Genomic DNA, 25,324 nt, shown 5'->3' with positions numbered 1-25,324 from the left:
CGGGGCGCGAGGAGACGGCATGAGCAGTGCGGACGAACCGGTCGGGACGCGGGACGACGGATCCGGGACGTTCGCCGTCCTGCCCTTCGGGTTCAGCCGGTACCAGCACCACCGGGACCTGCCGGAGGTGCCCGAGGAGATCGACCGGATCACCACCGTCCTGGCCGGGCTCGGCGGCGTGTCCCGACCGTGGCTGCTCGCCCCGGCCGCCCGCGACCTCTCCCGGGTCGTGGACCGGTTGGCGGACTGGGCCGCCGAGCAGAATCCCGGCAACTCGGTCCTGCTCTGGCTCGGGCACGGTCAGGCGGTGGGGAACGAGGCGTGGCTGGCGGTGCAGGACACCCGCAAGCCGATGCGGGGGACCGGCCTGCATCCCCCGACGCTGGCCGAGCACCTGGTCAACCAGTGGCGACGCCGCGCGCAGGTGCCGGGGGCCTGGACGCTGGTGGTCGTCGAGGCCTGCGGCGCCGACACCTTCGTCCGCCTGCTCGGCGCGACCCTGCTGGAACAGGAGCGGACCGCCGTTCCGGAACGCCTCGCCATCGTCGGGGCGGGTGGCGCCGGAACCAACTACCTGGGGGAGTTCGGCCAGGCACTGGCGGCCACGGTGAACTCCTTCACCGACAACGACCGGGAGGTCCGGCTCAAGGACCTGGTCGCCCGGCTCGACGACCGGATCTCACCGGGCCGGGTGATGACCTTCGGCCTGCACGACGCGACGCCGCTGCGGATCGCCCGGGTACTGCCGGACGCGATATCGGCCCCGCTGGACATCTACGCCGAACTCCGGAGCTTCCTCCAGGAGTTGCCGGCCGACCTGCGCAGTCACTTCGTGGCCAAGGCGCAGGGCGCCGAGCAGGGCGAACTCGCCTGGTACTTCGTCGGCCGCCGGGCCGAGCGGGCGGTGATCGCCGGGTGGCTGCGGCAGCGTACGTCCGGAATGCTGGTTGTCACCGGACGGGCCGGGGCCGGCAAGTCGGCCCTGCTCGGCAACGTCCTGGTGCACACCAACCCGCGGCTGCGTGACCTGTTCCAGCGGGTCGGCCGGTTCGAGACCCGTGGGGAGGAGCAGCCGCCGGAGGACGCCTTCGACGCGGTCGTGCACCTGACCGGGCTCACCACGGCGGACCTGGTGGCCCGGATCGCCGAGGCGGCCAGGGTCGAGATGCCACTGACGAAGCCCGGCGCCGAGGTGGACTGGCTACTCAACCAACTGTCCCGGCAGACGTTCACCCTCCTGGTCGACGCGTTGGACGAGGCCCAGGATCCGGCGACGGTGGCGAGTTCGGTGCTGCGGCGGATCGCCGGGCTGCCGCGCTGCCGGGTCGTGGTGGGCACCCGCGCCTCGACCACCGAGGGGCCGGACCACCCGGACACCACCGCCGAGGACCTGCTCGACGCGCTCGGCCGGTCGGCGAAGACCGAGACGGTGGTGGTCGGCCGGGACCCGGACGCGATCGCGACGTACGTCCGGCAGCGGCTCACCGCCGCGCTCGGCACCGCCGGTACGGACTTCGCCGACCCGTTGGTCGACTCGGTCGCGAAGGAGATCGGCGACCGGGACCGGGAGTTCCTCTACGCCCGGCTGGCGGTGCACGAGATCCTGGCCCGTCCACACCTGCTGGAACCGGCCCACGCCACGGAACTCGCCGACCTGCTCGGCCGGGACCACCGGACCCTGTTCGGTGCGGCGGTCACCCGGCTCGCCGAGGTCGCGGAGATCAACGACCCGCTGCTGGAGGCGCTCGCCATGGCCCGGGGGCGGGGTCTGCCCCGGGCCGACCGGATCTGGGCCGTGACCGCCACCGCGCTCGCCGGCGGCGCGCTGGTCGGGGAGAGCGACATCGACCGGCTGTTGGAGTCGGCGGCGCCGTACATCACGTTGGACGCCGAGGACGGGCAGAGCGTCTACCGGCTGGCCCACCGCACGTTCCAGGAGTTCTTCGAGGCCCGGGCCAGGGAGACCGCATCGGGAGGTTGACGACGAGGGTCGCCGCTCCTCCGACGCCGGACCGGCCACCGCCCGCCACGCCGTTCCACGGCTGTCGGGAATTCGTCGACTTGATTGCCGTCAAGGCTGATGCATGCCGGTTGGCGGAACCTTATCATGCAGGAAACCGGCCTCCGGCCAGGTGGGTTTTGCGGCGAACAGTCGGTTTCACATCCACGGTCTCCGGGAGGAGAGTCATGCAACTGATCGGTCTTCTGGGCGGAATGAGCTGGCAATCTTCGGCGGAATATTATCGCCTTTTGAACGAGCTCGTCCAGGACAGGCAGGAAGGGCTCCACTCGGCGCGCTGCCTGCTGTATTCCGTCGACTTCGCCTCCATCGAGGCCATGCAGATGGAAGGCAGATGGGACGACGCGGCGGAAGCGCTCGCCGCCGCGGCGAAGGTGCTCGAGGACGCCGGCGCCGACTTCATCGTGCTCTGCACGAATACGATGCACAAGGTCGCGGACCAGATCCAGGCGGCGATCGGCGTACCGCTGCTGCATCTCGCCGACACGACGGCCACGGTGGTCAAGGAACACCGCGTCCGCCGGGTCGGACTGCTCGGCACCCGGTTCACCATGACGCAGGAGTTCTACCGGGACCGGCTCGCCTCCCACGGGCTGGAGGTCCTGGTGCCGGAGGAGGACGACCGGCAGGTCGTGCACGAGATCATCTACAACGAACTCTGCCAGGGGATCGTGCGTCCCGAATCCCGGGCCCGGTACCGGGAGATAATCCGGCGACTCGTCGACGCGGGCGCCGAGGGGATCATCTACGGCTGCACCGAGATCGAGTTGTTGGTCGACCAGACGGACAGCAGCGTTCCGGTCTTTCCCACCACCCGGCTGCACTGCGAGGCGGCGGCGGACCGGGCGATGGGCGCCGGACGGGTCCGCCGACCCCGGTTGCCCTAGCCGGCGACCCTCGGGGCCGGACGCTAATTGAATTGTCCGGTCGACGGTTCTGGTGTGTTCGGTTCTGTGTGTATCCGTTCGGCCCGACGCGGCGACGCGGCGCCGTCGTCGGACCGATGAGACAATTGAGTAACTTCATTCTGTGTTGTACTCTGTGCCAATGTCGGCGGATCATTTTCGTACCCCTCTTATCCGCTTAGCAGAGGACATCTTCGTCAAGTGCGACTTTCTCCACCCCGGCCGTAGCCACAAGGCCCGGGTCGCCCGCGCCCTGATCGACGACGCGGAAGCCCGGCACGGACTTTCCACCGGACAGGGCCGGGTGCTGCTGGAGCGCACCGGCGGCAACCTCGGCGTCGCCCTGGCCATCGAGGCCTATTCCCGCGGATACCCGCTGACCCTGGTCACCGATCCGCAGTCGTCGCCGGTCAAGCGGGGGCTGGCCGCCGCCCTGGGTGCCACCGTCATCAACCGCGGCGTCGCCTACCCGCAGGCCCGCGACAACGGCGAGGTCGTCGCCGAACTGCTCGCCGAGCCGGGCACCCCCTTCCACTACCTGAACCAGTTCGCCAACCCGGCGAACCCCAGGGTGCACGAGGAGGTGACCGGTCCGGAGATCCTGGCCGACCTCGTGACCTCCGGCTGCACCCGGGACAGCACGGTGGTACTGGTCACCGGCCTCGGCACCGGAGCCAGCATGCGGGGCATCAGCACCGCGCTCCGGACCTGGTTCACCCGGGTCGTCACGGTCGCGGTCGAACCCCCCGGCTGCGACCTGCGGGCCGGCAGGTACGACGACCACGAGGCGTACGGCATCGCCGTCGGCGAGCCCGCCCCCTTCATGCCGATCGAACTGGTCGACGCCGTGGTGCCGGTCACGTCGGCCCAGATCGCAGCCGCCCGGGACCGCCTGCTCCGGGAACGGGGACTGCTGGTCGGCCCGAGCAGCGCGGCGAACATGGCCGCGCTCCCGTCGGCCCGCGCGCATCCCGCGGGTCCCGACGAGCCACGGATCTTCGTCACGCTGCTGTTCGACCGGGGGGAGGACTACCTGTGAGCGGGGACCAGATCCTCGACGACCTCCGGTCCGACATCGGGGCGCTGCTGTCCGACGCGCTCGACCGACCGGTCGGCGGGCCCACCGCCGGGCTGTGCGACCAGGTCGTCCGGGAGTGCTGGGCCGACCTGTCCGCGCTGGCCGACCGGGACGCCGCCGCCGGCGGCGATCCGGCGTACGCCTACCGCAGCTACGCCAGCTTCCGGTCGGTCCTCGTCCACCGGGTGGCCCACCGGCTGCTGGACCTGCCGGACCCCGACGACGCACTGCGGACCGCCGCCCGGCGACTCTCCGAGGAGGCGAAGGTACGGACCGGCGTGGAGATCCACCCGGCGGCGGAGATCGGCCGGCGGTTTGTGATCGACCACGGGTACGGAACCGTGATCGGCGAGCAGACCCGGCTCGGCGACGACTGTTACCTGCTGCAGGGGGTGACGCTCGGCGGCACCTCGATCGGACACTCCAGCGCGTACGGGCAGTCCCGTCGACACCCGTGGATCGGGGACCGGGTCGAGATCGGCGGCGGCGTGTCGGTGTTCGGGCCGGTCACCATCGGAGACGACTGCCGGCTGGAGGCCGGGGTACGGGTCACCTTCGACGTGCCGGCCGGAGCGCGGGTCCGGCTCGTCTCGGTGAGTCAGGTCTCGCTGGCCCCGGCGCGGCGGGTCGAGGTCCACTCGGTGTCGCCCGTCCCGGACGGTTTGCTGGTCACCGGCGCGGGACTGCGGAACCTGACCCCGGCGCTGCTCAACGACGACCGCACCGTCGCGTCCTACCTGCCGGTGCTGCACGCGGACGAGCAGTCCATCCGGTGCGGGGTACCCACGGTCCGGGCGGCCCGGGCCCGGCTGCTCGGGCTCTTCGAGGAGGCGACCCTGGCCCTCTGCATCGGCGGCGCCAGCGCGCTGCGCGACCTGTGACCGCCGGGACGTCGCGTCCTCCGGGTCCGGGCCGAGTGCTCCGTACCGCCCCGGACGACGTACTGCGGCAGCGGACCGGGATCAAGTGGTCGAGGGTGTCACCCGGCGAGTTGCCCGCCGACATCGCCGAACTCGACTTCGAGGTCGCCGAGCCGGTCCGAACGGCACTACGCCGGGCCGTCGAACTCCACGACTACGGCTACCCCGACTTCGACCAGGGCACGCCGGTGGCGCTCCAGGAACTCTTCGCCACCCGGATGCACGACCGGTACGGCGCGACGGTGGCGCCGGAACGGGTCGAACTCTCCGCGCAGATCACCCAGGCGCTCTGCGCCGTCGTCCTGACCCTCACCCGGCCCGGTGACGGGGTACTCGTGCACACCCCGACGTACCCGCCGTTCCTGGCGGCGATCAGCCAGCTCGGGCGGCGTCCGGTCACCGTACCGGTGCGGGACGTCGAGGACGCGGAGCAGCTCACCGAACTGCTGCCGCCGTCGGTCGGGCCGATCCGGCTGATCGTGCTCTGTCATCCGCACAACCCGACCGGGCACGTCTTCAACCGGACGACGCTCGCCGCGTTGGCCGAGTTCACGGTGGCCCGGGACGCGGTGGTGTTCAGCGACGAGATCTACCAGGATCTTGTCGACGACCCGGCGACGTACCAGCCTGTTGCGACGGTACCCGGGCTGGCGGACCGGACCGTCACCTTCACGTCGGCCGCGAAGAGCTTCAACGTGCCCGGGCTACGCTGCGCGGTCGGCTACTTCGGCGGTTCCGGCATCCACCGGCGGTACACGGCGCTGCCCTGGCACCTGCGGGACGGGGCCGGCATCCTCGGGGTCGCCGCCACCCTCGCGGCCTGGCGGTACGGCGACGCGTGGCTGGAGGACCTGCGACGTACCCTGCGGGACAACCAGGCCCTGCTGGTCGAGCGGCTGGCCCGGCTGCCCGGCGTGGCCTGGACGCCACCGTCGGCGGGTTACCTCGGCTGGCTGGACCTGACGACCTCGTCGGTCGCCGCCGACCCGCGCGCCATCCTGCGCCGGCGGGCCGGGATCCTGCTGCAGGCCGGGGCGGCCTTCGGTGCCGCCTTCACCGGGTACGCCCGGCTCAACTTCGGCACCGACCGGGACCGGCTGGTGCGGATCCTCGACCGCCTGTCCGAGGCCCTCCGGTAGTAGGCGGTACGCGGCACGGAAAGGTGAACCATGTTCCCGACCCTGGACCGCCTCGACGAGACACTGGCCGGCCGTACGTCGCTCCGGCTTCGGTTGGTCTGCCCGTCCCAGGAGTTCAGCCCGGCCGAGATGGCGCACGGCGTCGGCCGCTGGTACTCCGGGGTACGCGGCCTGTGGGAGATCTACGGGCTGGTGGCGCAACCAGATCTGGTGGTGGTGATGCTGCAGGCGCCGGCACTACCGCCGGAGGTGCTCGACCACCTGCTCGGCCTGCCCCGGCCCGCTCCGGCCACGCCGGACGACGCCCGCCGCCTGCCGGCTCCGGCCACGCCGGACGATGCGGCCAGCCGGCTGGCGATGGTCGAGCCGGGCGACGCCCGCCGCCGGCTGGCGATGGTCGAGCTGGACGACGAGTCCGCCCGACATCTCAGCGAGAAGTTCCTGGCCCGGCCGGCCGTGCTGGCCCGGCTCCGGCAGACCGTGCGGCGGGCCCGGGAGCATGGGCACCGGGTCGAGGGGCTGGCCGGGTTCGCCTCCAGCCGGAGGATGGCCCGGCTCGCCGACACGCTCGGCGTCCCGCTACTGGAGACGCCGCCGGAGACGCTGCGCTGGGGTGGCAAGGCGGCGGGCCGTCGGCTCTTCCGGGACGTCGGCGTGCCGCACCTGCCCGGCGGCTACCGGCCGGTGCGTCGGGTTGACGGACTCGTCGAGGAACTGCGCCGGTTGACCGCCCGGCACGGGCCGGGGCCCTGGCTGCTCAAGGTCGACGCGGGCTTCGGTTCCGGACACGGCAACGCGATGCTGACCGTCGGGCGGCCCGACCCGGCGCGGCTGCGGGCGGCCCTGTCCGACGGGCTGCGGCCGGCCAGCGCTGCCGTCTCCGCCGAGGAGTTCCGCCGGCACGTCGAGGTTGTCGGTGCCGTGGTCGAACGGCTCGCCGTCGCCCCCGCCGGGGCGACGCTGCGCTTCCCGAGCGCTTCGCTGGAGATGACCACCGGGGACGACCAGCCGGTGGTCGCGCGGATCATCGGCACCCACGACCAGGTGATCGACGCCGACCACTCGTTCGTCGGGGCGACCCAACCCGCCGCCGCGGCCTACCGGGAGGCACTGGTCCGGTACGCGGACACGATCGGCCGGGAACTCGCCCGCCACGGCGTACGCGGACACGTCGGGATCGACTTCCTCGCGATCGGGGCCGGTCCGGATCCCGCCGACTGGCAGCTGTACGCGTTGGAGATCAACCTCCGGCAGACGGGTACGACCGCCGCGAACCGGACCGCTCTGCTGCTCACCGGGGCACGGTGCCGGGCGGGGCGACTGGTCACCCCCGCCGGCGACGACCTCTGCTACGCCACCACCGACGGACTGATCCGGAAGGCGTACCAGCAGATCACCCCGGCCCGACTCGTCGCGGCACTGCGGGCCGACCCACGGCTGCGGTTCGACCCGGAGAGCGGACACGGCGTCGTACCGCACCTGTGGACGACCCTGACCCGGTTCGGCAAGGTCGGGGCGACCGTGCTCGGCGGCTCGGTGGCCGACTGCCGCGCCCGGCTGGCCGAGTTCGAGCGGTTGCTCGACCGGCTCAGCCGGGAGCGGGTCCGGGCCCGCCGCGCGCCGGACGGTAACCGGAGCTGACCGTCCGGCGGCGGGTCGGCGCCCCCGGGGTCGTCCGCCGAGCGCCCGGCGCCCGGCGCCCGGCGTCCGGCGTCCGGCGCCCGGACGTCCGCTCAGACAGCCGGGTTACGAGCCGCCGGTACGGAGGCCGACGGCTGCTCCACCGGCCCGGCGGGGGCGACCGGCCGGGCCCGCCGGCGACGCAGCCGCCGGACCAGCCACACCACGCCGACCACCGGCAGGCCGAGCGCGACGAGCCAGGGCAGCAGCGCGCCGAGCACGGTCAGCAGGACCTGTAGCGAGACGACAAACGCCTGCCAGCCGCCCTTCAGCCCGGCCAGGAAACCGGTCGCCGGTTCCTCGTCGTGGTCGTCCCGGGTGTCCGGTCCGAGCAGGACGGCGGTGATCGTGGAGAGCGCGGTCAGGTCGGCCAGTCGCCGCTTCTTCGCCTCCAGCGAGGCGAGGTCCGCCTCCCGCCGGGCCAGCTCACTCTCCAGCATCACCAGGTCGGAGAGGGACTTCGCCTGCGCCAACAGCCGTCGGCCGCTCTCCACCCGGGCCTGCTGGGTGGCGATCCGGGCGTCCAGGTCCAGCGTCTCCTCGGTGACGTCGTCCGTCTTGACGTCCCGGCGTAGCGGCTCACCGAGCCCGGCGAGCGCGTCGACCACGGAGGCGAACCGGTCGGCCGGCACCCGCAGCTGCAGCGTCGCCTCGGCACCGGACCGGTCACTGCTGCGGGTGTCGCCACCGAGGAACCCGCCGGCACCGGCCGCGATGCCGACCGCCTCGGCCGCCGCCGCGTCGACGTCGTCGACCCGTACCGTGATCGACCCGGTGTAGACGATGGCCCGCTGGTTGACCGCCAGCTCCGGGGCGGCCGGGTCAGCCGGGTCCCGGGCCGGCTGTCCGGGTTCGGCCTGCGCCGGCCCGGCACCGCCCTCCGCCGGTTCCGCCGCACCGGGCTGGCCCGCCAGGTTCTCCCTGCCGGCCGAGTCGGCGGCCGTGCCGCTGGCGTGGTCGCCACCGTCCGCGCCGCACCCGGCCAGCGCGAGGGTGGCGGTGACCGTCACCGCACCCACCAGTACGGCCAGCCGTCGGCCCCGCCCACTCCGTCGTCCGCTCATCTCCCCGCTCCGTCCCTCTGGTCCCACCTCGAAGTGATCCGTCAGACGTGCGGCGAAGTGGTGTCGGTTCCGGCAGACTGCCCAAGGGACATCACGATTCGGCGACCGAGGAGTCTCGATGCGACTGACCAAGTACGGCCACTCCTGCGTCCGGATGGAGGAGGACGGCGCGGTCCTGGTCATCGATCCGGGCACCCTGACCGACCGGGCCGCCCTGGACGGCGTGGACGCCGTGCTGATCACCCACGAGCACGCCGACCACCTCGACGTCGACGCGCTCGCCGAGACGCTCGGCAGACGTCCGTCGGTGACCGTCCACACCCACCCCGAGGTGGCGATCAGGCTGGACGCCCTGGACGGGGTGGTGCACACCGTCCGGTCCGGGGACACCTTCGAGGCCGCCGGGTTCAGGATCCGGGCGTACGGCGGTTGGCACGCGGAGATCCATCCGGACATTCCCCGGGTGGTGAACCTCGGATTCCTGGTCAACGACTCGGTGTACCACCCGGGCGACTCGTTCGACGTACCGGAGGGGGCGCAGGTGGAGACGCTGTTCGTACCGATCTCCGGCCCCTGGCTGAAGCTCTCCGAGTCGGTGGACTTCGTCCGGGCGGTCGGCCCGCGCCGGGCGTACGCCCTGCACGACGGGCTGCTCGGCCCCGCCGGGCTGAACGTCTACGACACCAACCTGAGCCGGCTGGCGAACTGCGAGTACGCCCGCCTGGAGCCCGGGACCAGCGTCCACTGAGCGCGTCGACACGATGGCCGGAGTGTCCCGGGAACTCGTCGACCGGCTCTACACGGCGCCGCCGGACGGTTTTGTCGCCGCCCGGGCCGAGGCGGTCGCCGCCGCCCGGGCCGCCGGGGACGTCGCCGCCGCCCGGGAGATCGGCAGACTCCGTAAGCCGACCGTCGCCGCCTGGCTGGTCAACCTGCTCGCGGCGCGTCGTCCCGAGTTGATGGCCGAACTGGTCGAACTGTCGGCCGGGCTGCGTGCCGCCCAACGGGAGCTGCGCGGGCCACGGCTGCGGGAACTCTCCGCGCAGCGGCGCCGGATCGTCTCCACGCTCGTCGGGCAGGCGCGGGCCCTGGCTGTGGTGGCGGATTCCCGGCTGGCCGCCGGCAAACTGCCGCTGGCCGAGGTGGAGACGACGCTCAACGCCGCACTCGCCGATCCGGAGGTCGCCGAGCAGGTCAGGTCCGGTCGGCTGGTCCGGGCGGCCAGCTATGCGGGCTTCGGTGAGGTGCCCCGCCCGCAGCTGCGGCTGATCGTCGGAGGGCCGGATGAGGTCGAGCCGGCCGGCGCGAGGCCGGAGGAGCCCGGGGCGGGGACCGAGAAGGCCGGGCCGCCGGCCGACGACACCGGCGCGGCCCGAGCAGCGGCGCAGCCGTCCCGAGCAGCGGCGCAGGCGGCCCGGGCAGCGGAGCAGGCCGACGCGGCCCGGGTGGAGGCGGCGGCTGCCCGGGCCGAGGCCGCCCGCAGCCGCCGACGTGGGGCCCTCGACCGGGCGTTGACGCAGGCGCGTACCCGGCAGGAGCGGGCCGAGGCGGAGCTGGCCCGGACGGTCGAGGCCGAGCGGGCCGGCGCCGCGGCCCTGACCGAACTGGAAACCGCGCTGGCCGAGCTGCAGAAGCGGCGGGTCGCCGCCGAGCGGGCGCTGGGCGAGGCCAGAGCGGCCCGGAAGGCCGCCGAACGGGGCGCGATCGCCGCCCGGCGGCAGGTCGGCGAGGTACAGGCCGCCGTCGAGGCGCTGGCCGCCGAAGACACGCCTTCCGGAAAATCGGGCAGGACTCCCGGAAAGTCGGTACGCGAGGCACACTCAAGCGGTTGACGCGGGCGGTACGTCCGCGCCCCCCGGACCGGAAGGCGGTGTCGTTGACCCCCGAGCAGGCCGCCACGGCGGCCAGGCCGAGCGTGCTGAGGTTGGGCGGTGCGTTCATCGAATGCCCACGCACGCTGCGCCAGGCACGCCGGCTCGGCATCTCCGGCTGGGCGTTCTTCGTGACCGGGCGGGGTGCGGTGCTCGGCGACGTACGGGCCGAGACGGTCGCCGCCGCCATCGGGATCGTCGCGCCGGACGCCGTCGCCGACGGCTGGGACAGCGCCGCCGAGGTGGCGAAGCCGAGCGAGGTGGCAGAGGTCAGCCGGGCCGAGTGCTGCCGCTGGGGAATCGACTACCTGGCCGGGCTGCCACAGGTGGGACGGTTGGTCGAACTCCTGACCCCGGTGGTGGCGGCCGCGGACGCGGCCGGGATGCCGCTCTTCGCGGCCTGGCGGGGCCTGCCGGTGCCGGCCGACGCCGCGCCGGCCGCCCGGGCGGCGGTGCTGCTGCACCTGCTCTACGAGTTCTACTCCGGGGCGGCCCTGATGGCGGTCCGGGCCGCCGGGATGACCCCGGTGGAGATCATCCTGGCCGGCCCAGAGGGCGAGTCGGGCGCGGTCGCGTACGGCTGGTCGCCGCCGTACCCACCGGTGGGCCCGCTGGTACGACGGCGACTGTGGGTGGAGTCGGTGACCGACCGGATCGTCTCGCCCGCCTTCGGCCTGCTCGACCCCGCCGAACGGGGTGAACTCGTCAACCTGCTCGGCGGGGCGCTGAGCGCGGTACGGATGTCTCCGTCCAGGCCGGACTGAGCGCGGTACGGATTCCCCAGGCCAAACTGAGCACGGTACGGATGCCCCCGGCCAGGCCGGACCGAGCGCGGCGCCGTACCGGCGCGGTCAGCTCCAGCGGAACAGCCGGGCGGCCAGGGCGCCGAACCCGACCGTGCAGCCGACGAGCACTACCAGGTGCAACGGCCGCGGCCAGTCCCCGGCCCAGGCGTCCTGCAGCGCCTGCGAGGCGGCACCGAGCGGGACGAAGTCGGCGACCCGGCGGACCGCCTCCGGCATCAGCGGGCCCGGCGTCCAGACCCCCGCCGCGAAGAGCATCGGGTAGTAGACCAGGCTGCCGATCCCGACCGCCGCCCGGCTGGTGGGCGTGAACGCGGCGAGGAGCAGCGCCAACGTCACCATCGAGGCGGCGCCGAGGAGGAAGGCGAGCAGCAGCCCGGCGAGGTGTGGACGGGCGGTCACCCCGAGCAGCACCCGGGCCGCGAGCAGGGCCGCCACGGACCCGACGAGCAGGGCGACGATGTTGACCACGAGCTGGGCCACCAGCAGCCGGATCGGCGGGACCGGCGTGGTGGAGAGCCGGCGGAGCACCCCCTTCTCCCGGTCGGCGGCGAGCGCGTTGAGGAAGTTGACCAGAGCGACCGTGCCGATCGCCAGGGCCAGCACGATCGGCAGGTAGACCGCGATCGGCAGCCGGCCGCCCACGTCGGCGTTCGGCTCCCGGAAGCCCGGCATGGCGAAGCCGAGCACCAGGACCAGGACGGTGGGGAAGGCGACGCCGAAGAAGGCGCCGAGCGGCTCCCGGACGAACAGCTTCGCCTCGGTGACGATCAGCTTCCGGGTACTGCGGACCGCGACCCGGTGCGGTGCCGCCCCGGCTCGGGGGGTGGTGACCCGGGTACCGGTACGGCTCATCGGGATTCTCCTTCCCCGGACCGCGGACCGGTGGTCAGGGCGAGGACCGCGTCCTCCAACGTCGGCCGTTCGACTCCGGGCACCTCGGCCCCGGCGACCAGGTTCGCCGGGGTGTCGATGGCCACCACCTCGCCGGCCCGGACCACCGCCAGCCGGTCACAGAGCCGTTCGGCCTCGTCCATGAAGTGCGTGACCAGCACCACCGTCACCCCCCGGTCCCGGACGTCCCGGATGAGCTGCCAGGTGTCCCGGCGGGCCTGCGGGTCCAGGCCGGTGGTCAGCTCGTCGAGGACCGCGATCCGGGGACTGCCGACCAGCGCCAGCGCGATCGAGAGCCGCTGCTTCTGGCCGCCGGAGAGCCTGCCGAACACCGTGTTGCGCTTCTCGGCGAGGCCCACCTCCTCCAGCAGCGTCCGCCAGTCGGCCGGCTCGGCGTAGAAGGAGCTGTAGAGGTCGAGCGCCTCCCACACCTTCAGCCGGTCGGGCAACTGGCTCTCCTGCAGCTGTACGCCGACCTGGCGACGCAGCTCGGCGCCGGACCGGGCCGGGTCGAGGCCGAGCACCCTGATCGTGCCGCCGTCCGGCCGGCGCAGCCCGGTCAGACACTCCACACTTGTGGTCTTGCCGGAACCGTTCGGCCCGACGATGCCGAAGATCTCCCCGGCCTCCACGCTGAACGACACGTCGCGGACGGCGACCTGGCCGCCGTACCGCTTCCGTAGGCCGTTGACTTCGATGACTGTCATGCCGTCGACGCTAGGGAGTGGGGCGGTGGACGGTAATGTGTCCAGCCGCCCGGTCGGGGTGGGGGAAACTGCACCCCGGTCAGGGGCCCAGCGGCAGTCCCCGGGCGGCGCCGACTCGCCAGACTGGTCCCCATGGAACGCCGGCATGCACTCGCGGTCGTCCGGAGTCTCGCCCTGCTCGGGCTCGGACTGGCCGGCCTGGTGATGGGGCTGCTGCTGGTCGTGGCGGCGACCCTGGTCGTGCCGTACCTGCCGGCGGCCCGGGCCAGCAGACGGTTGGCGGACCTGGGCCGGCAGCTCGCCGGACGCTGGGGCGGGATCCGGGTCGAGCCGGTCCGCCGTCCCGGCCCACCGGAGCCGGAACGTCGGGCCGACGGCTGGTACGTGTACGAGAACAGCCTCTACCGGTCACCCCGCTGGCCGACGTACTTCCTCGAACTGACCTGGCGGGCGGAGGACCCGGCGCTGCTGCGCGAGCTGCTGTGGCTGTTGCTCACCCCGGTCTTCGGCGGGCTCGCGGTGCTGGTGCCGCCGGCGCTGGTCGCCGCCGGGACCGGGCTCGCCGGGTTCGCGCTGACCGGTGTGGCGGCCCCGGTCGTCGGCGTACCGCCGACGGTGGTCGGCCTGGCGGCCGGTCTGGCGCTGGTCGCGGCCGGATTCGCGGTCGGACCGGCGGCGCTGACCCTGCACGGCCGGTGGAGTCGGGTGCTGCTGCAGCCCGCCGACGAGTCGTGGTGGCACCGGTCCGGGCTGGCCCGCCGGACCGGGCGGTGGCAGAACACCGTCTGGCACGGCGCGGGGCTGGCCGGGCTCGGCTTCGCGGCCTTCGGTGGTTTCCTGCTCAACCTGGTGACCGGGCTGGTCAGCGGGACCACGCTCTCCCCGCAGCTGTCGGCGCTGACCCGACCGCTGGTCAGCCGCTACCGCCGGTACCTCGGGTCGTGGACGGGGGTGCCGGTCGTCGAACCGTACCGGCCGTTCCCGGCGCCGCCCCGGCCCGACCCGGACGGTCGCTACCGGGTCGGCCGGATCCTGCACCCGAACCGGGTGGCGGCCGTCCGGGCCCAGGAGTACGAGTGGCTCTTCACCGACCCGGCCACCTGGCGCGACCAGCTGTGGATGGCCACCAACCCGGTCGCCGGGGTGTTCGGGCTGCTGCCGGCGGGCCTGTTCGCGGTCGGCTTCTACGGTCTGGCCTGGCAGCCGCTGTCCTGGGCGCCGTGGGCCGTCCCGCTCGGGTTGGCCAGCGGCTACTGGGTCACCCCGTGGTACCTCTGGTACGGCGGCACCTACCTGGTGCCCGGGCTGGCCGTGATCCCCGGCTGGGCGAGCCCACTCGTCGGCTTCGCGATGGCCGGCCTCGGCCTGCTGCTCGGGCCGGCGGCGCTGCGGCTCCGTCTGCGCTACGACCACCTGCTGCTCACCCCGACCCGGGCGGCGGTCCTGGCCGGGCGGGTGCGGCAACTGACCGAGACCCGGGCGGACGCGGTCGACGCCCAGGCGGCCGAACTGCGCCGGATCGAACGGGACCTGCACGACGGGGCCCAGGCCCGGCTGATCGCGGTCGGGCTGAACCTGGCCGACGTCGAACGGTTGATCGAGGAGGACCCGGCCGCCGCCCGGGCGCTGGTGTCGCAGGCCCGGGACGCCTCGGCCGCCGCCCTGACCGAACTGCGTGACCTGGTACGCGGCATCCACCCGCCGGTGCTGGCCGAACGTGGCCTGCCGGACGCGGTCCGCGCCGTGGCGCTGGACAGCCCGGTCCCGGTACGGGTCACCGGCGACCTGCCCGGTCGGCTCGAACCTCCGGTGGAGTCGGCGGCGTACTTCAGCATCCTGGAGGCGCTGGCCAACGCGGTCCGGCACGGCGGGGCGGACCAGATCGAGATCACCATCGGGCACACCGGTACGGCACTGCGGGCCGTGGTCAGCGACGACGGTCAGGGCGGCGCCGACCCGACCCGGGGCAGCGGACTGGCCGGGATACGTCGCCGACTCAACGCCTTCGACGGTGTACTGACGCTGGACAGCCCATCCGGCGGGCCGACCCGGCTGACGCTGGAGATCCCGTGCCCGCCACCGTTGCCGTGACCGTACGGACGGACGCCGCTGCGGTCGGTGCTGTCCGGCCCCACCGCCGCGCGGCGAGGCGTCAGGCGGAGGCGGTGCCGGTGGGTCGGGACCGCAGTTCGGCGACGTAGTCGTCCGGGGCGCCGGCCTTCTCCGCCGCGTTGGCGATCTCCGACAGGTACCAGGCGGTCGGCAGCCCGCCCTCGTAACCGGCGAAGACGTACACCCAGGCGGTCACCTCGCCGTCCAGGGTGACCACCCGGACGTGCAGCTTGCGGTAGGTGCCGGAGACCACCCCCTCGACCTCGTCGAGCTGGGCGGCATCCCAGGCGTGCACGTCGTAGAGCGCGACGAAGACCCGGTCGCCGGGCGACTCGACGATGGTGGTGACGGCGCCCTCCCAACCGAGCACGCCCTCACCGGCGAAGGTGAGGCGCCAGCCTTCGAGCCAGCCGGTACCCACCATCGGTGAGTGCGGACAGTAGGCCCGCATCCGGGCCGGGTCGAGGTTCGAGCCGTACGCGGCGTAATGACGCACGGCGATGACGATAGCCTTTGGGAGGGGCGGGGGAGAATACGACCGTGCGTGTCGGTTGGGTTGTGGGCAACTTTGTCACTCTGAGCATCGGGAGAGGGCGACTGCGGTGAGCCGGATCGTGATCATCGGCGGGGGGCCGGCCGGTTACGAGGCGGCGCTGGTCGCCGCGCAGCTCGACGCCGACGTGACGGTGGTCGAGGCGGACGGGGCCGGGGGCGCCTGCGTGCTGCACGACTGTGTCCCCTCCAAGACCTTCATCGCCAGCTCCGAGGTGGTGACCGGCTACCGCGACACGGAGGAGTTCGGGGTCCACTCCGACGGCCTGGAGGCGATCACGGTCGACGCGACGACGGTGCACGGCCGGGTCAAGCGGCTCGCCCTCGCCCAGTCGGCCGACATCCAGGCCAAGCTGGTCAAGGCTGGTGTGAATTACGTCTCCGGCCGGGCCCGGCTCGGCGAGGACACCCTCGGCCACACCCACCGGGTGCTGATCACCCCCTCCGACGGTGCCGAGACGTACGCGGTGGACGCCTCGACGGTCCTGATCGCGACCGGGGCCACCCCCCGGGTGCTGCCGACCGCCGTACCGGACGGCGAGCGGATCCTCGACTGGCGCCAGGTGTACGACCTGCCGGAGCTGCCGGAACGGCTGATCGTCGTCGGCTCCGGCGTCACCGGGGCCGAGTTCGCCAGCGCGTACCTGGCGATGGGGGTCGAGGTGACCCTGGTCTCCAGCCGCGACCGGGTGATGCCGCACGAGGACGCCGACGCGGCCTCCGCGATCGAGCAGGTGTTCCGGACCCGGGGCATGCACATCCTGAACAACTCACGGGCCAACGCCGTCCGCCGGGTCGGCGACGGGGTGGAGGTCGAACTCGCCGACGGGCGCGTGGTCTCCGGCTCGCACGCGCTGATGGCGGTCGGGTCGGTGCCGAACACCGCCGACCTCGGCCTGCCCGAGTACGGCGTGACGGTCGCCCCCGGCGGTTACGTCACCGTCGACCGGGTCTCCCGGACCAACGTCCCCGGCATCTACGCCGCCGGCGACTGCACCGGAGTGCTGCCGCTGGCCAGCGTCGCCGCCATGCAGGGCCGGATCGCGATGTGGCACGCGCTCGGCGAGGCGGTCTCGCCGCTGCGGCTGCGTACCGTGGCCGCGAACGTCTTCACCGATCCCCAGTTGGCCACCGTCGGGGTGTCGCAGGACGAGGTCGACTCCGGGCGGGTCCCGGCCCGCCAGGTGATGCTGCCGCTGGCTGGCAACGCCCGGGCCAAGATGGCCGACCTGCAGGACGGTTTCGTGAAGCTGTTCTGCCGGCCGGCCAGCGGTCAGGTCGTCGGCGGGGTGGTGGTGTCGCCGCACGCCAGCGAACTGATCCTGCCGATCACCATGGCGGTGGAGAACAACCTCACCGTCGACCAGTTGGCGCTCACCTTCACCATCTATCCCTCGCTGTCCGGCTCGATCACCGAGGCGGCCCGCCAGCTGATGCTGCACGGGCTGGAGTAGCCCGGCCGGGTTCAGATCCCGGTACAGATGTTTCCGGGGCGGCGGCCCCGTCGCGCTCGGCGTACCGTGGTCGGCGCGCGAACCGTGGCCCCCGGGTCCCCCGTTCCTGGTGGCGAAGCGGTTCGCCACCGGGCCGCCGGCGGGTCCCGCGCCGGCGGCCCCCTCTGTCACCAGGGCAGCTGGCCCGCCGGAGCGTCGTACGACTGGTCGGGTGGGGGATGTTGAGTGGCATGTCGAGACGGGGACGGCTGGCGGCCGTGGTGGTCGTCGCGCTGTCCGGGCTGCCCGGCTGCGGGATAGAGCCGGGATCGCCTTCCTGCACCGTGACCACGATCGAGGTGCGGGACGTCGTGGTTACCGACCCGCTCGTTTCGTTGACCCTGGCGGCGACGATGACCGCGGACGGCAGGCCGGTCCGCGGGGCCGAGTTGGCCTTTTTTGTCGCGGTCGGCCGGCCGGGCGAGCAGTCAACCGGTCTGCGGGTCGGCGAGGCGACGACCGGCGACGACGGCGTGGCACGCTACGTACGGCGGGACGGCGTCGACGGCCTCGGCTTCGCCGACGAACGCGCTGACGGGTACTCGGTGGAATTCAACCCGATCAGGAAACTCGACGGAGTGCAGTACTGCCGGTCCCGCTCCGACGCCAGGTTGACCGTCAACTGATCCACGGTCAGCACGCGGTCTGTGTTACGCGGGCGCAACGAGATCGGCGTAGCGTCAGCCCATGGCGGACTTGTTCGAGGACTACCGCCTCGGCCCGGGATGGGACGAGATGTTCGGCGCGCCGGGCATGCCCCGGGAGACGTACGAGGCGCTGCACGCCACACTGCAACCGTTGTCCAGCACCGAACTGCGGGTCCGGGCCGAGGTGCTCGCCCGGGCCTTCCTCGACCAGGGCATCACCTTCGCGCTCAAGGGCGTCGAGCGGCCGTTCCCGCTGGACATCGTGCCCCGGATCATCGCCGCCGACCAGTGGCGGGTGGTCGAGGTCGGGGTCGCCCAACGGGTACGCGCCCTGGAGGCGTTCCTCGCCGACATCTACGGACCCGGCCAGGTGCTGGCCGACCGGGTGGTGCCCCGCCGGGTCGTGGTGACCAGCGCACACTTCCACCGCGAGGCCGCCCGGATCACCCCGCACAACGGGGTACGCATCCACGTCGCCGGCGTCGACCTGGTCCGCGACGAACAGGGCGAGTTCCGGGTGCTGGAGGACAACGTCCGGGTCCCCTCCGGGGTCAGCTACGTGATGGAGAACCGTCGCGCGATGGCGCACGTCCTGCCCGAGGTCTTCGCCGCGACCCGGATCCAGCCGGTGGAGTCGTACCCGGGGCAGCTGTTGCGGGCTCTGCGGTCGGCGGCACCGGTCGGGGTCACCGACCCGACGGTGGTGGTGCTGACCCCCGGCGTGCACAACTCGGCGTACTTCGAGCACGCCCTGCTGGCCCGCGAAATGGGCGTCGAACTGGTCGAGGGTCGGGACCTCGTCTGCGTGGGTAACGAGGTCGCCATGCGGACCACGGCAGGCGAACAGCGGGTCGACGTCATCTACCGGCGGATCGACGACGAGTTTCTCGACCCGGTGCACTTCCGGGCCGACTCGGTGCTCGGCGTCGCCGGACTGCTGAACGCCGCCCGGGCCGGCGGGGTCACCATCGCCAACGCGGTCGGCAACGGCGTCGCCGACGACAAGCTGCTCTACTCGTACGTCCCGGATCTGATCCGCTACTACCTGGGCGAGGAACCAATCCTGTCCAACGTGGAAACGTACCGGTTGGAGGACCCGGACGTCCGCGACCACGTCCTGAACCGGCTGGACCAGCTGGTGCTGAAGCCGGTCGACGGCTCCGGCGGCGCCGGCATCGTGATCGGCTCGCAGGCCACCGACGAGGAGTTGGCCGAGCTGCGGCACCGGATCCGGATCGACCCGCGCGGCTGGATCGCCCAGCGGGAGGTGGCGCTCTCCATGGTGCCGACCCTGGTTGGCAACCGGCTCCGGGCCCGGCACGTCGACCTGCGGCCGTTCGCGGTCAACGACGGCACCCGGGTCTCGGTGCTGCCGGGCGGACTGACCCGGGTGGCGCTGCCCGAGGGCGCGCTGGTGGTCAACTCCAGCCAGGGTGGTGGCTCGAAGGACACCTGGGTGCTCGCCGAGCCGCCCTCGGCGGTCAGCCCGGTCGACCTGACCGGCAGCGGCACGACCGATCAGCAGAGCCCGCCGCCGCTGGTGCCGGTGCCGCGCAGCCCCGACCCGGGTCCGGGCGCCGGCCCGGTCGCCGAGCAGCAGCAACAGCAGCAGCAGTCCGCCCGCGACCGGGGAGTGCCGGGGTGGTCGCCGTGCTGAGCCGGATCGCCGAGTCGCTCTACTGGATCGGCCGGTACGTCGAACGGGCCGAGGACAGCGCCCGGATCCTCGACGTACACCTGCACCGGATGCTCGCCGACCCCTGGGTCGACGAGACCGTCGCCTGCCGCTCCCTGCTCGGCGTGATGGGCGTCGGACCGCTGGAACAGCCGATCACCGCCGCCCGGGTCGTCGAGGCGCTCGGCCTCGACGAGGAGAATCCCAGCTCCGTCGTCGGCGCGCTGGCTGCCGCCCGTCAGAACGCCCGCGGCGCCCGGGAGACTATCTCCGCCGACATGTGGGAGTGCCTCAACTCGACCTGGCACGCACTGCCCGCCGCCCGGCAACGGGCCGAACAGCAGGGGGTGCACGCCTTCTTCCGCTGGGTCCGGGAACGCTGCGCGGTGATGGCCGGGCTGACTGATGCCACCATGAGCCGCGACGAGGGCTGGCTCTTCCTGGTGCTGGGCCGCAGTGTGGAACGGGTCGACATGACCGCCCGGCTGCTCTCCACCCACGTCCGGGCCGGCGGCAGCATCCCCTCCTGGCTGACCCTGCTGCGCTCGTGCGGCGCCTGGGAGACGTTCCTGCGGACCTACCGGGGCTCGCTCGACGACCGCTACGCCGCCGAGTTCCTGCTGCTCGACCGGCTCTTCCCCCGGTCGGTCTTCGCCGCGCTGCACCGGGCCGAGGCGTGCCTGACCGAGCTGGAACCGGCCGGCGGCCCGGGACAGCCGGCCCGGACCGGAGTGGCCACCGACGCCCAACGGATCATCGGCCGGACCCGGACCGGCCTGGAGTTCCGGGCCGCCGACGAGCTGATCGACGACCTGCCCGCCGTTCTCGCCGACCTGCAGCGCACCTGCTCCCAGGTGAACGACGCGGTGTCCCGGCGTTACTTCCGGCAGACCTCGGCGGTCGCCTGGGTACCGGAGACGGTGTCGTGACGAGCTGCGGCGACGGTGTACCGACCGGCGAGTGTGGAGGAAACGGATGACGGTGGACAGTTGGCGGTTGCGGATCCGGCACCAGACCGGGTTCACCTACGCCGGCCCGGTCGCCTCGTCGTACAACGAGGCGCGGATGTCGCCCCGGAACGAGGCCCGCCAGGCGGTGCTGGAGGCGCGGGTGGAGGTGTGGCCCGGGGCCCGGACCTACCGGTACGAGGACTACTGGGGCACCACCGTCACCGCCTTCGACGTGCACGACGCGCACGACACGCTGCGGGTCACCGCCACCTCGACGGTGGAGACCCTGGGCCCGGACGACCAGTTGACCGCCTCCGGTGGGATCAGCTGGGCCGAACTGCGTGAGCCGGAGAGCCTGGACCAGTGGTACGAATTCCTGCTGCCCACCCCACGTACCGCCCTCGACGAGGAGCTGACCGAGCTGGCCGAGTCCGTCCGGGCCGCCCAGCCGACCCCGCACGCCGCGGCGATGACCCTCTGCGAGCAGGTCCGCGACGAGGTGACGTACGCCTCCGGGGCGACCGGGGTGCAGACTGACGCGGTACAGGCCTGGCGGCAGCGCAAGGGTGTCTGCCAGGACATCAGCCATCTGGTGGTCGGGCTGTTGCGGGCCGTCGGCGTACCCGCCCGGTACGTCTCCGGCTACCTGCACCCCGCCCCGGACGCCGCGATCGGGGAGAGCGTGGTCGGGCAGAGCCACGCCTGGGTGGAGTGGTGGGTCGGGCGGTGGACCGCGTTCGACCCCACCAACGGGATACCGGCCGGCGAACGGCACGTGGTGGTCGGCCGGGGCCGGGATTACGGCGACGTACCGCCGCTGAAGGGCGTCTACGCCGGGCCGGCGAACACCGGGCAGGGTGTCGAGGTGACCATCACCCGCCTCCGCTGAGGTGTCCCGGTCCGGAGGCCCGGGGTGCGGCCAGGGCGCGGACGTCATCCTGGTGTCGAGGTCCGACATCGACGGCGGACACCCGGCTGGCCTGCCCCGGATAACCAGCTGCGGCGGAGGTACCGGGCGGCGTAGCGTGGCGGTCATGCGTAGCGGACAGGTGACGACGACGCCGGGAGACCCCGGCGTGCCGCGCTGACGCATCACTTCGTCGACAGGCCCCGGGGCGATCCGCCCCGGGGCCTCGTCGTGTTCCGGGTCGGCTCGTCCCACCGTCCCACGGGAGGGGCGCGGGCCGTACCCGAACCAGGAGACTGTCATGGTCGACCACCGCAAGCTCGGCCGCGAGCTTGAGCTGTTCCACGCCGATCCGCTCTCCGGCGCCGGCCTGCCGATCTGGCTGCCGGCCGGCGCCGCCGTCCGGCACAGCATCGAGGAGTACCTGCGCGAGCTGGAGCGCCAGGCCGGCTACCAGCATGTCTACTCCCCGCCGCTGGGCAAACGGGAGCTGTTCCAACTCTCCGGGCATCTCGGCTACTTCGCCGACGACATGTTCCCGCCGCTGCGGCTCAGCGACGACGACGAGTTCCTGCTCCGGCCGGCGCTCTGCCCGCACCACTGCCTGGTCTTCCGATCCCGGGGCCGCTCCTACCGGGAGCTGCCGCTGCGGATCGGCGAGCTGGGCGGGATGTACCGGCCGGAGCGGTCCGGGGTGCTCGGCGGGCTGAGCCGGGTACGCGCGATCTCGCTCAACGACGCGCATGTCTTCTGTGCCGAGGAGCAGGTCGGCGCCGAGGTCGCCGAGATCCTCGACCTGATCCGGGTGGCCCACGCGGCGCTCGGCGTACGGCCGGCCGGGTTCCGGCTGTCGCTGCGCGGCCCGGGCGACAAGTACGTCGGCGACGACGTGATGTGGCAGCGGGCCGAGAACCTGCTCCGGGACGCGTTGTCCGGTGTGCCGTACGTCGAGGCGGTCGGGGAGGCGGCGTTCTACGGGCCGAAGATCGACATTCAGATCCGGGACGGGGTGGGTCGGGAGCAGACCCTCGCCACCATCCAGCTCGACTTCGACAAAGCCGTCCGGTTCGACCTCTCCTACACCGACCGACACGGTCGACGGGCCCGACCGGTGCTGGTGCACCGGAGCCTGGTGGGCAGCCTGGAACGACTTGTCGCGTACCTGATCGAGGTGCACGACGGCGCCTTCCCGCCCTGGTACGCGCCGGTGCAGGTGCAGGTCCTCCCGGTCGGTTCCGGGCAGTTCGACGCGGCCGAGGCGGCCCGTCGGGCGTTCCTGGCGGCGGGGCTGCGGGCCGAGGTGGTGTCGGACGGCTCGCTCGGGTCCCGGGTCCGGTCCGCGGTCGCCCGCCGGGTGCCGTACGCGGCGGTGCTCGGGGCCCGGGAGGCGGCGGTCGGGGAGTTGGCGTTGCGGCTGCGCGACGGACGGGAGCTGCCGCCGATGGCGATCGACGCCGCGGTGTCCCTGGTCTCCGCCGTGGTCCGGAACCGCTCGGCGGAGCTGTCGTAGGCGGGTCAGCGCGGGCGGACGCCGGACAGGACCTGCATGGCCTGGTGTTCCCGGGCCGCGAGGTCGTCGAGGAGGGCCGAGGCCCGGATCAGCCGATCCGGGTCGCCGGTCTGCCCGGCTTCGGTGATGTGTCGGGCGACCTCGGTCCAGAGTGGGGCGATGTCGGCGTACAACCGGTGACCGAGGGGGATGTTGTCGTCGTCGACGATCGTGGCGCACTCGGCGAGGAAGTCGCGGTACATGGCCCGGAACAGCGCGCCGCCGGTTCCGCCCCGTTCCATCAGCGCCGCCGCCAGTGGAAGGTCGCGGGCGGGGTCGGTCGAGCGGTCGAGCCAGCGGGTCACCTGCCGGGCCGCCTTGGCGATGCCGCGGTGGCCGAGGTTGGCGATCGGCGGGTTCAGGAAGGCGTGCGCGTTGCCCTGAATGGCCGCCCGGACGGCGTCGCCGAGTTCGGGCAGCTCGGTGGGGCGGGCGACGGTGTAGGAGAGGTTGCGGGCGGTCATCGGTCCGCGTTCACCGCGGGCCCGGGCCAGGCTCGCCAGCGTGGTCGTCACCGTCCCGCCCTGCTCGGCGGTGTCGACCAGGTGGGCCTGCGAGTCGTCGTAGCCGTACAGCGCGACGAAGTGGCCCCCGAAGTGGACCTTCGTGCTGAAGTAGTCCAGGTGGTAGCAGTCCAGCTGCAGGCCGACCGGGCGTCCGGCGGCGAGGGCGGTGGTGACGTTCCGCCAGGCTCTGCCGGGTGAGGTGGTCTCCTGGACGTGCAGCGTCAGGTTCAGCCGGTCGGCGACGGTCCGGGTGATCGTGGCCGGTCTGGTACGGCCGCCGAGGAACGGGAAGGCCATGTTCCGGGCATCCCAGTAGACGAAGCCCAGACCCTCGCCGAGGCCGAACAGCATCGGCTCGGAGAGGCCGACGCCCTCGTGACGCAGCAGGGCACCGAGTGTCGTGGTCTCGCAGTGCCGTCCGCCGGGGAACGCCACGTTCTCGATGAGCATCCGGCCTCCGTCTCCGTCGTCGCTGTGGCCGTCGTCGGGGTCCCCGTCGAGGTTAGGGGTCCCGGTCGGCCGCCGCCCCGGGGCATCGGTACCTGGCGAGCTCGGCGACCGACCGTGCGACCCCGGGCGCCGGCATCTCGGGCCGCCAGCCCGCCAGGGGTACGCGGCAGCTTGTTGCCCGGCTCATGCCGGCAGCAGGACCACCAGCAGGGCAGCGGCGAGGAAGATGCCCTGCTCGACGAGCCGGGGGCCGAGCCGGGTGACCGGGCGACCGGCCAGGGTCAGGCCGCGCCGCGCGGCGGAGACGTTGGCCGGAAACATCGCGAGCATCAGCAGGGCGAGCCCGGCGGCGGCCCAGCGGGCGGTGGCCGGCACCAGCAGGCCGAGCGCTCCGGCCAGTTCGAGCACGCCGGTCACCGTGACCAGCAACGCGGGTCGGGGCAGTGCGGGCGGCACCATGGCGATCAGGTCCCGGCGGTGTGACGCGGCGAAGTGGGCGTACCCGGTGAGCAGGAACATCAGGGCCAGTCCGATCCGCAGCGCGGGCTGCCAGCCGTCCAGGGCGGTGACGCCGAGCAGCCCGATGATCCGGGCGGTGAGTGAGCCGGCGAGCAGGCCGATCAGTGGAGCCATCGGGGTGTCCCTTCGAGGGGAGGAAACTTTCCGTTGTAAAGATTGCCGGCATCCGAGCTATCTTGTCAATGGAAAGATATGCTGGTGCGATGACCGAGGCGAAGGCGGCCGGACGGCCGTACCATCACGGGGACCTGCGACGCACCCTGCTGGCGGCGGCGGCCGAGGCTATCGACGAGTCGGGGCCGTCCGCGCTCAGCCTGCGCGACCTGGCCCGCCGCGCGGGCGTCTCGCACGCGGCGCCCGCCCACCACTTCGGGGACAAGGCCGGCCTGCTCACCGCGTTCGCCACCGAGGGCTTCGAACTGCTCGCCCAGACCCTGGACCGGGTTCGCGAACAGACCGACAGCCTGCTCGAACTCGGTGTCGGCTACGTCCGCTTCGCGGTCGGCCACCGCGCACACTTCGAGGTGATGTTCCGCCCGGAACTCTTCCATCCCGACGATCCGGAACTCGTCGCCGCGCAGCAGCGGGCGGGCCGGGCGCTCCAGGCCGGGGTCACCACCCTGCCGACGGCACCCGAGGGCACGGCCGCAGCCCAGGCCGGCCGGGCCGCCTGGTCGATCGCGCACGGCTTCGCCACCCTGTGGCTCGGCGGCGCGCTCCCCTCCGACCAGGTCGGGCCCGACCCGGAGGCGGCGGCGCGGGAGGTGCTCCGAATGCTCTTCAGACTCGACGGTCCGACGCGCGACGAGCCCACGCCCGGCGGGTCGGACCGCACCCGGGACCCGGCCTGAGCCGCCGGCTGCGACTCACCAGCCGTCCGAAT

The 25,324-nt window shown here is 73.0% G+C and carries 22 protein-coding genes and 1 pseudogene; 17 read left to right on the top strand and 6 right to left on the bottom strand.

Going from position 1 to position 25,324, the window contains the following annotated elements; genetic code table 11:
- The first annotated feature begins 19 nt into the window (after positions 1 to 19).
- The 6 genes from ABGB05_RS10410 (at position 20) to ABGB05_RS10385 (ending at position 7,703) form a co-directional block, all read left to right on the top strand.
- Positions 20 to 1,981, top strand: a complete 1,962-nt coding sequence (locus tag ABGB05_RS10410; RefSeq protein ID WP_347653012.1) for a hypothetical protein — start codon at positions 20 to 22, stop codon at positions 1,979 to 1,981.
- Between the two features lie 206 nt (positions 1,982 to 2,187).
- Entirely contained in the window at positions 2,188 to 2,907 is a 720-nt protein-coding gene (locus ABGB05_RS10405) for an aspartate/glutamate racemase family protein (protein WP_347653011.1), read from the top strand.
- Positions 2,908 to 3,067: 160 nt separating this feature from the next.
- The gene (locus ABGB05_RS10400; protein WP_347653010.1) at positions 3,068 to 3,964 is read left to right on the top strand and encodes a pyridoxal-phosphate dependent enzyme; all 897 of its coding nucleotides are present in this window, start codon (positions 3,068 to 3,070) and stop codon (positions 3,962 to 3,964) included.
- Entirely contained in the window at positions 3,961 to 4,884 is a 924-nt protein-coding gene (locus ABGB05_RS10395) for a serine O-acetyltransferase (protein ID WP_347653009.1), read from the top strand. Before ABGB05_RS10400 ends, ABGB05_RS10395 begins: the two co-directional genes overlap by 4 nt.
- Before the next feature lie 35 nt (positions 4,885 to 4,919).
- A complete protein-coding gene (locus ABGB05_RS10390) occupies positions 4,920 to 6,062 on the top strand; it encodes an aminotransferase class I/II-fold pyridoxal phosphate-dependent enzyme (RefSeq protein ID WP_347653008.1) in 1,143 nt (380 codons plus the stop codon).
- Positions 6,063 to 6,092: 30 nt separating this feature from the next.
- Complete coding sequence (locus tag ABGB05_RS10385) at positions 6,093 to 7,703, top strand: hypothetical protein (protein ID WP_347653007.1); 1,611 nt, start codon at positions 6,093 to 6,095, stop codon at positions 7,701 to 7,703.
- Between the two features lie 92 nt (positions 7,704 to 7,795).
- On the opposite strand, the gene ABGB05_RS10380 is transcribed toward ABGB05_RS10385, so the two are convergent.
- A complete protein-coding gene (locus ABGB05_RS10380) occupies positions 7,796 to 8,806 on the bottom strand; it encodes a DUF4349 domain-containing protein (protein WP_347653006.1) in 1,011 nt (336 codons plus the stop codon).
- A 118-nt stretch (positions 8,807 to 8,924) separates the two neighbouring features.
- On the opposite strand from ABGB05_RS10380, the gene ABGB05_RS10375 reads away from it, so the two are divergent.
- Genes ABGB05_RS10375 through ABGB05_RS10365 form a run of 3 tightly spaced genes read left to right on the top strand, consistent with a single transcriptional unit; the run spans position 8,925 to position 11,441 of the window.
- The gene (locus ABGB05_RS10375) at positions 8,925 to 9,554 is read left to right on the top strand and encodes an MBL fold metallo-hydrolase (protein ID WP_347653005.1); all 630 of its coding nucleotides are present in this window, start codon (positions 8,925 to 8,927) and stop codon (positions 9,552 to 9,554) included.
- Between the two features lie 13 nt (positions 9,555 to 9,567).
- Positions 9,568 to 10,638: a hypothetical protein gene (locus ABGB05_RS10370; RefSeq protein WP_347653004.1), complete on the top strand. Its 1,071-nt coding sequence runs from the start codon at positions 9,568 to 9,570 to the stop codon at positions 10,636 to 10,638.
- 44 nt (positions 10,639 to 10,682) lie between these two features.
- Positions 10,683 to 11,441, top strand: coding sequence for a hypothetical protein (locus tag ABGB05_RS10365; protein ID WP_347653003.1), 759 nt, complete (start codon positions 10,683 to 10,685; stop codon positions 11,439 to 11,441).
- 87 nt (positions 11,442 to 11,528) lie between these two features.
- On the opposite strand, the gene ABGB05_RS10360 is transcribed toward ABGB05_RS10365, so the two are convergent.
- Complete coding sequence (locus ABGB05_RS10360) at positions 11,529 to 12,335, bottom strand: ABC transporter permease (protein ID WP_347653002.1); 807 nt, start codon at positions 12,333 to 12,335, stop codon at positions 11,529 to 11,531.
- A complete protein-coding gene (locus ABGB05_RS10355) occupies positions 12,332 to 13,081 on the bottom strand; it encodes an ABC transporter ATP-binding protein (protein ID WP_347653001.1) in 750 nt (249 codons plus the stop codon). Before ABGB05_RS10355 ends, ABGB05_RS10360 begins: the two co-directional genes overlap by 4 nt.
- 132 nt (positions 13,082 to 13,213) lie before the next feature.
- Here ABGB05_RS10355 and ABGB05_RS10350 point away from each other — a divergent pair, with 132 nt between their 5' ends.
- Positions 13,214 to 15,172, top strand: a complete 1,959-nt coding sequence (locus ABGB05_RS10350; protein WP_347653000.1) for a histidine kinase — start codon at positions 13,214 to 13,216, stop codon at positions 15,170 to 15,172.
- Positions 15,173 to 15,233: 61 nt separating this feature from the next.
- On the opposite strand, the gene ABGB05_RS10345 is transcribed toward ABGB05_RS10350, so the two are convergent.
- Positions 15,234 to 15,689 (bottom strand): gamma-glutamylcyclotransferase, encoded by a 456-nt coding sequence (locus ABGB05_RS10345; RefSeq protein WP_347652999.1) that lies wholly within the window; start codon positions 15,687 to 15,689, stop codon positions 15,234 to 15,236.
- Positions 15,690 to 15,795: 106 nt separating this feature from the next.
- Here ABGB05_RS10345 and ABGB05_RS10340 point away from each other — a divergent pair, with 106 nt between their 5' ends.
- The 6 genes and pseudogenes from ABGB05_RS10340 to thrS form a co-directional block, all read left to right on the top strand.
- On the top strand, positions 15,796 to 17,199 hold the full coding sequence (locus tag ABGB05_RS10340) for an NAD(P)H-quinone dehydrogenase (RefSeq protein ID WP_347652998.1): 1,404 nt from the start codon (positions 15,796 to 15,798) through the stop codon (positions 17,197 to 17,199).
- Positions 17,200 to 17,429: 230 nt separating this feature from the next.
- Positions 17,430 to 17,864 carry a hypothetical protein gene (locus tag ABGB05_RS10335; RefSeq protein ID WP_347652997.1) on the top strand — a complete coding sequence of 145 codons (435 nt, stop codon included), beginning with the start codon at positions 17,430 to 17,432 and terminating at the stop codon, positions 17,862 to 17,864.
- A gap of 61 nt (positions 17,865 to 17,925) precedes the next feature.
- Positions 17,926 to 19,542, top strand: coding sequence for a circularly permuted type 2 ATP-grasp protein (locus ABGB05_RS10330; protein WP_347652996.1), 1,617 nt, complete (start codon positions 17,926 to 17,928; stop codon positions 19,540 to 19,542).
- Positions 19,527 to 20,489 (top strand): alpha-E domain-containing protein, encoded by a 963-nt coding sequence (locus ABGB05_RS10325; protein ID WP_347652995.1) that lies wholly within the window; start codon positions 19,527 to 19,529, stop codon positions 20,487 to 20,489. Before ABGB05_RS10330 ends, ABGB05_RS10325 begins: the two co-directional genes overlap by 16 nt.
- A gap of 46 nt (positions 20,490 to 20,535) precedes the next feature.
- Complete coding sequence (locus tag ABGB05_RS10320) at positions 20,536 to 21,399, top strand: transglutaminase family protein (RefSeq protein WP_347652994.1); 864 nt, start codon at positions 20,536 to 20,538, stop codon at positions 21,397 to 21,399.
- Positions 21,400 to 21,715: 316 nt separating this feature from the next.
- Positions 21,716 to 22,927, top strand: a pseudogene (thrS, locus tag ABGB05_RS10315) (threonine--tRNA ligase); the annotation flags it as partial.
- A 5-nt stretch (positions 22,928 to 22,932) separates the two neighbouring features.
- On the opposite strand, the gene ABGB05_RS10310 reads toward thrS, so the two are convergent.
- Together ABGB05_RS10310 and ABGB05_RS10305 are read right to left on the bottom strand one after the other, a co-directional pair.
- Positions 22,933 to 23,922 carry a BtrH N-terminal domain-containing protein gene (locus tag ABGB05_RS10310; RefSeq protein ID WP_347652993.1) on the bottom strand — a complete coding sequence of 330 codons (990 nt, stop codon included), beginning with the start codon at positions 23,920 to 23,922 and terminating at the stop codon, positions 22,933 to 22,935.
- A gap of 183 nt (positions 23,923 to 24,105) precedes the next feature.
- Positions 24,106 to 24,555: a DoxX family membrane protein gene (locus ABGB05_RS10305; RefSeq protein ID WP_347652992.1), complete on the bottom strand. Its 450-nt coding sequence runs from the start codon at positions 24,553 to 24,555 to the stop codon at positions 24,106 to 24,108.
- An 89-nt stretch (positions 24,556 to 24,644) separates the two neighbouring features.
- Here ABGB05_RS10305 and ABGB05_RS10300 point away from each other — a divergent pair, with 89 nt between their 5' ends.
- The gene (locus ABGB05_RS10300; protein ID WP_347652990.1) at positions 24,645 to 25,292 is read left to right on the top strand and encodes a TetR/AcrR family transcriptional regulator; all 648 of its coding nucleotides are present in this window, start codon (positions 24,645 to 24,647) and stop codon (positions 25,290 to 25,292) included.
- Positions 25,293 to 25,324: the final 32 nt, after the last annotated feature.

Origin of the sequence: Plantactinospora sp. B5E13 (assembly GCF_039871775.1) — a bacterium.
GTDB lineage: Bacteria > Actinomycetota > Actinomycetes > Mycobacteriales > Micromonosporaceae > Plantactinospora.
This window is presented reverse-complemented; position numbering and strand designations above follow the sequence as displayed.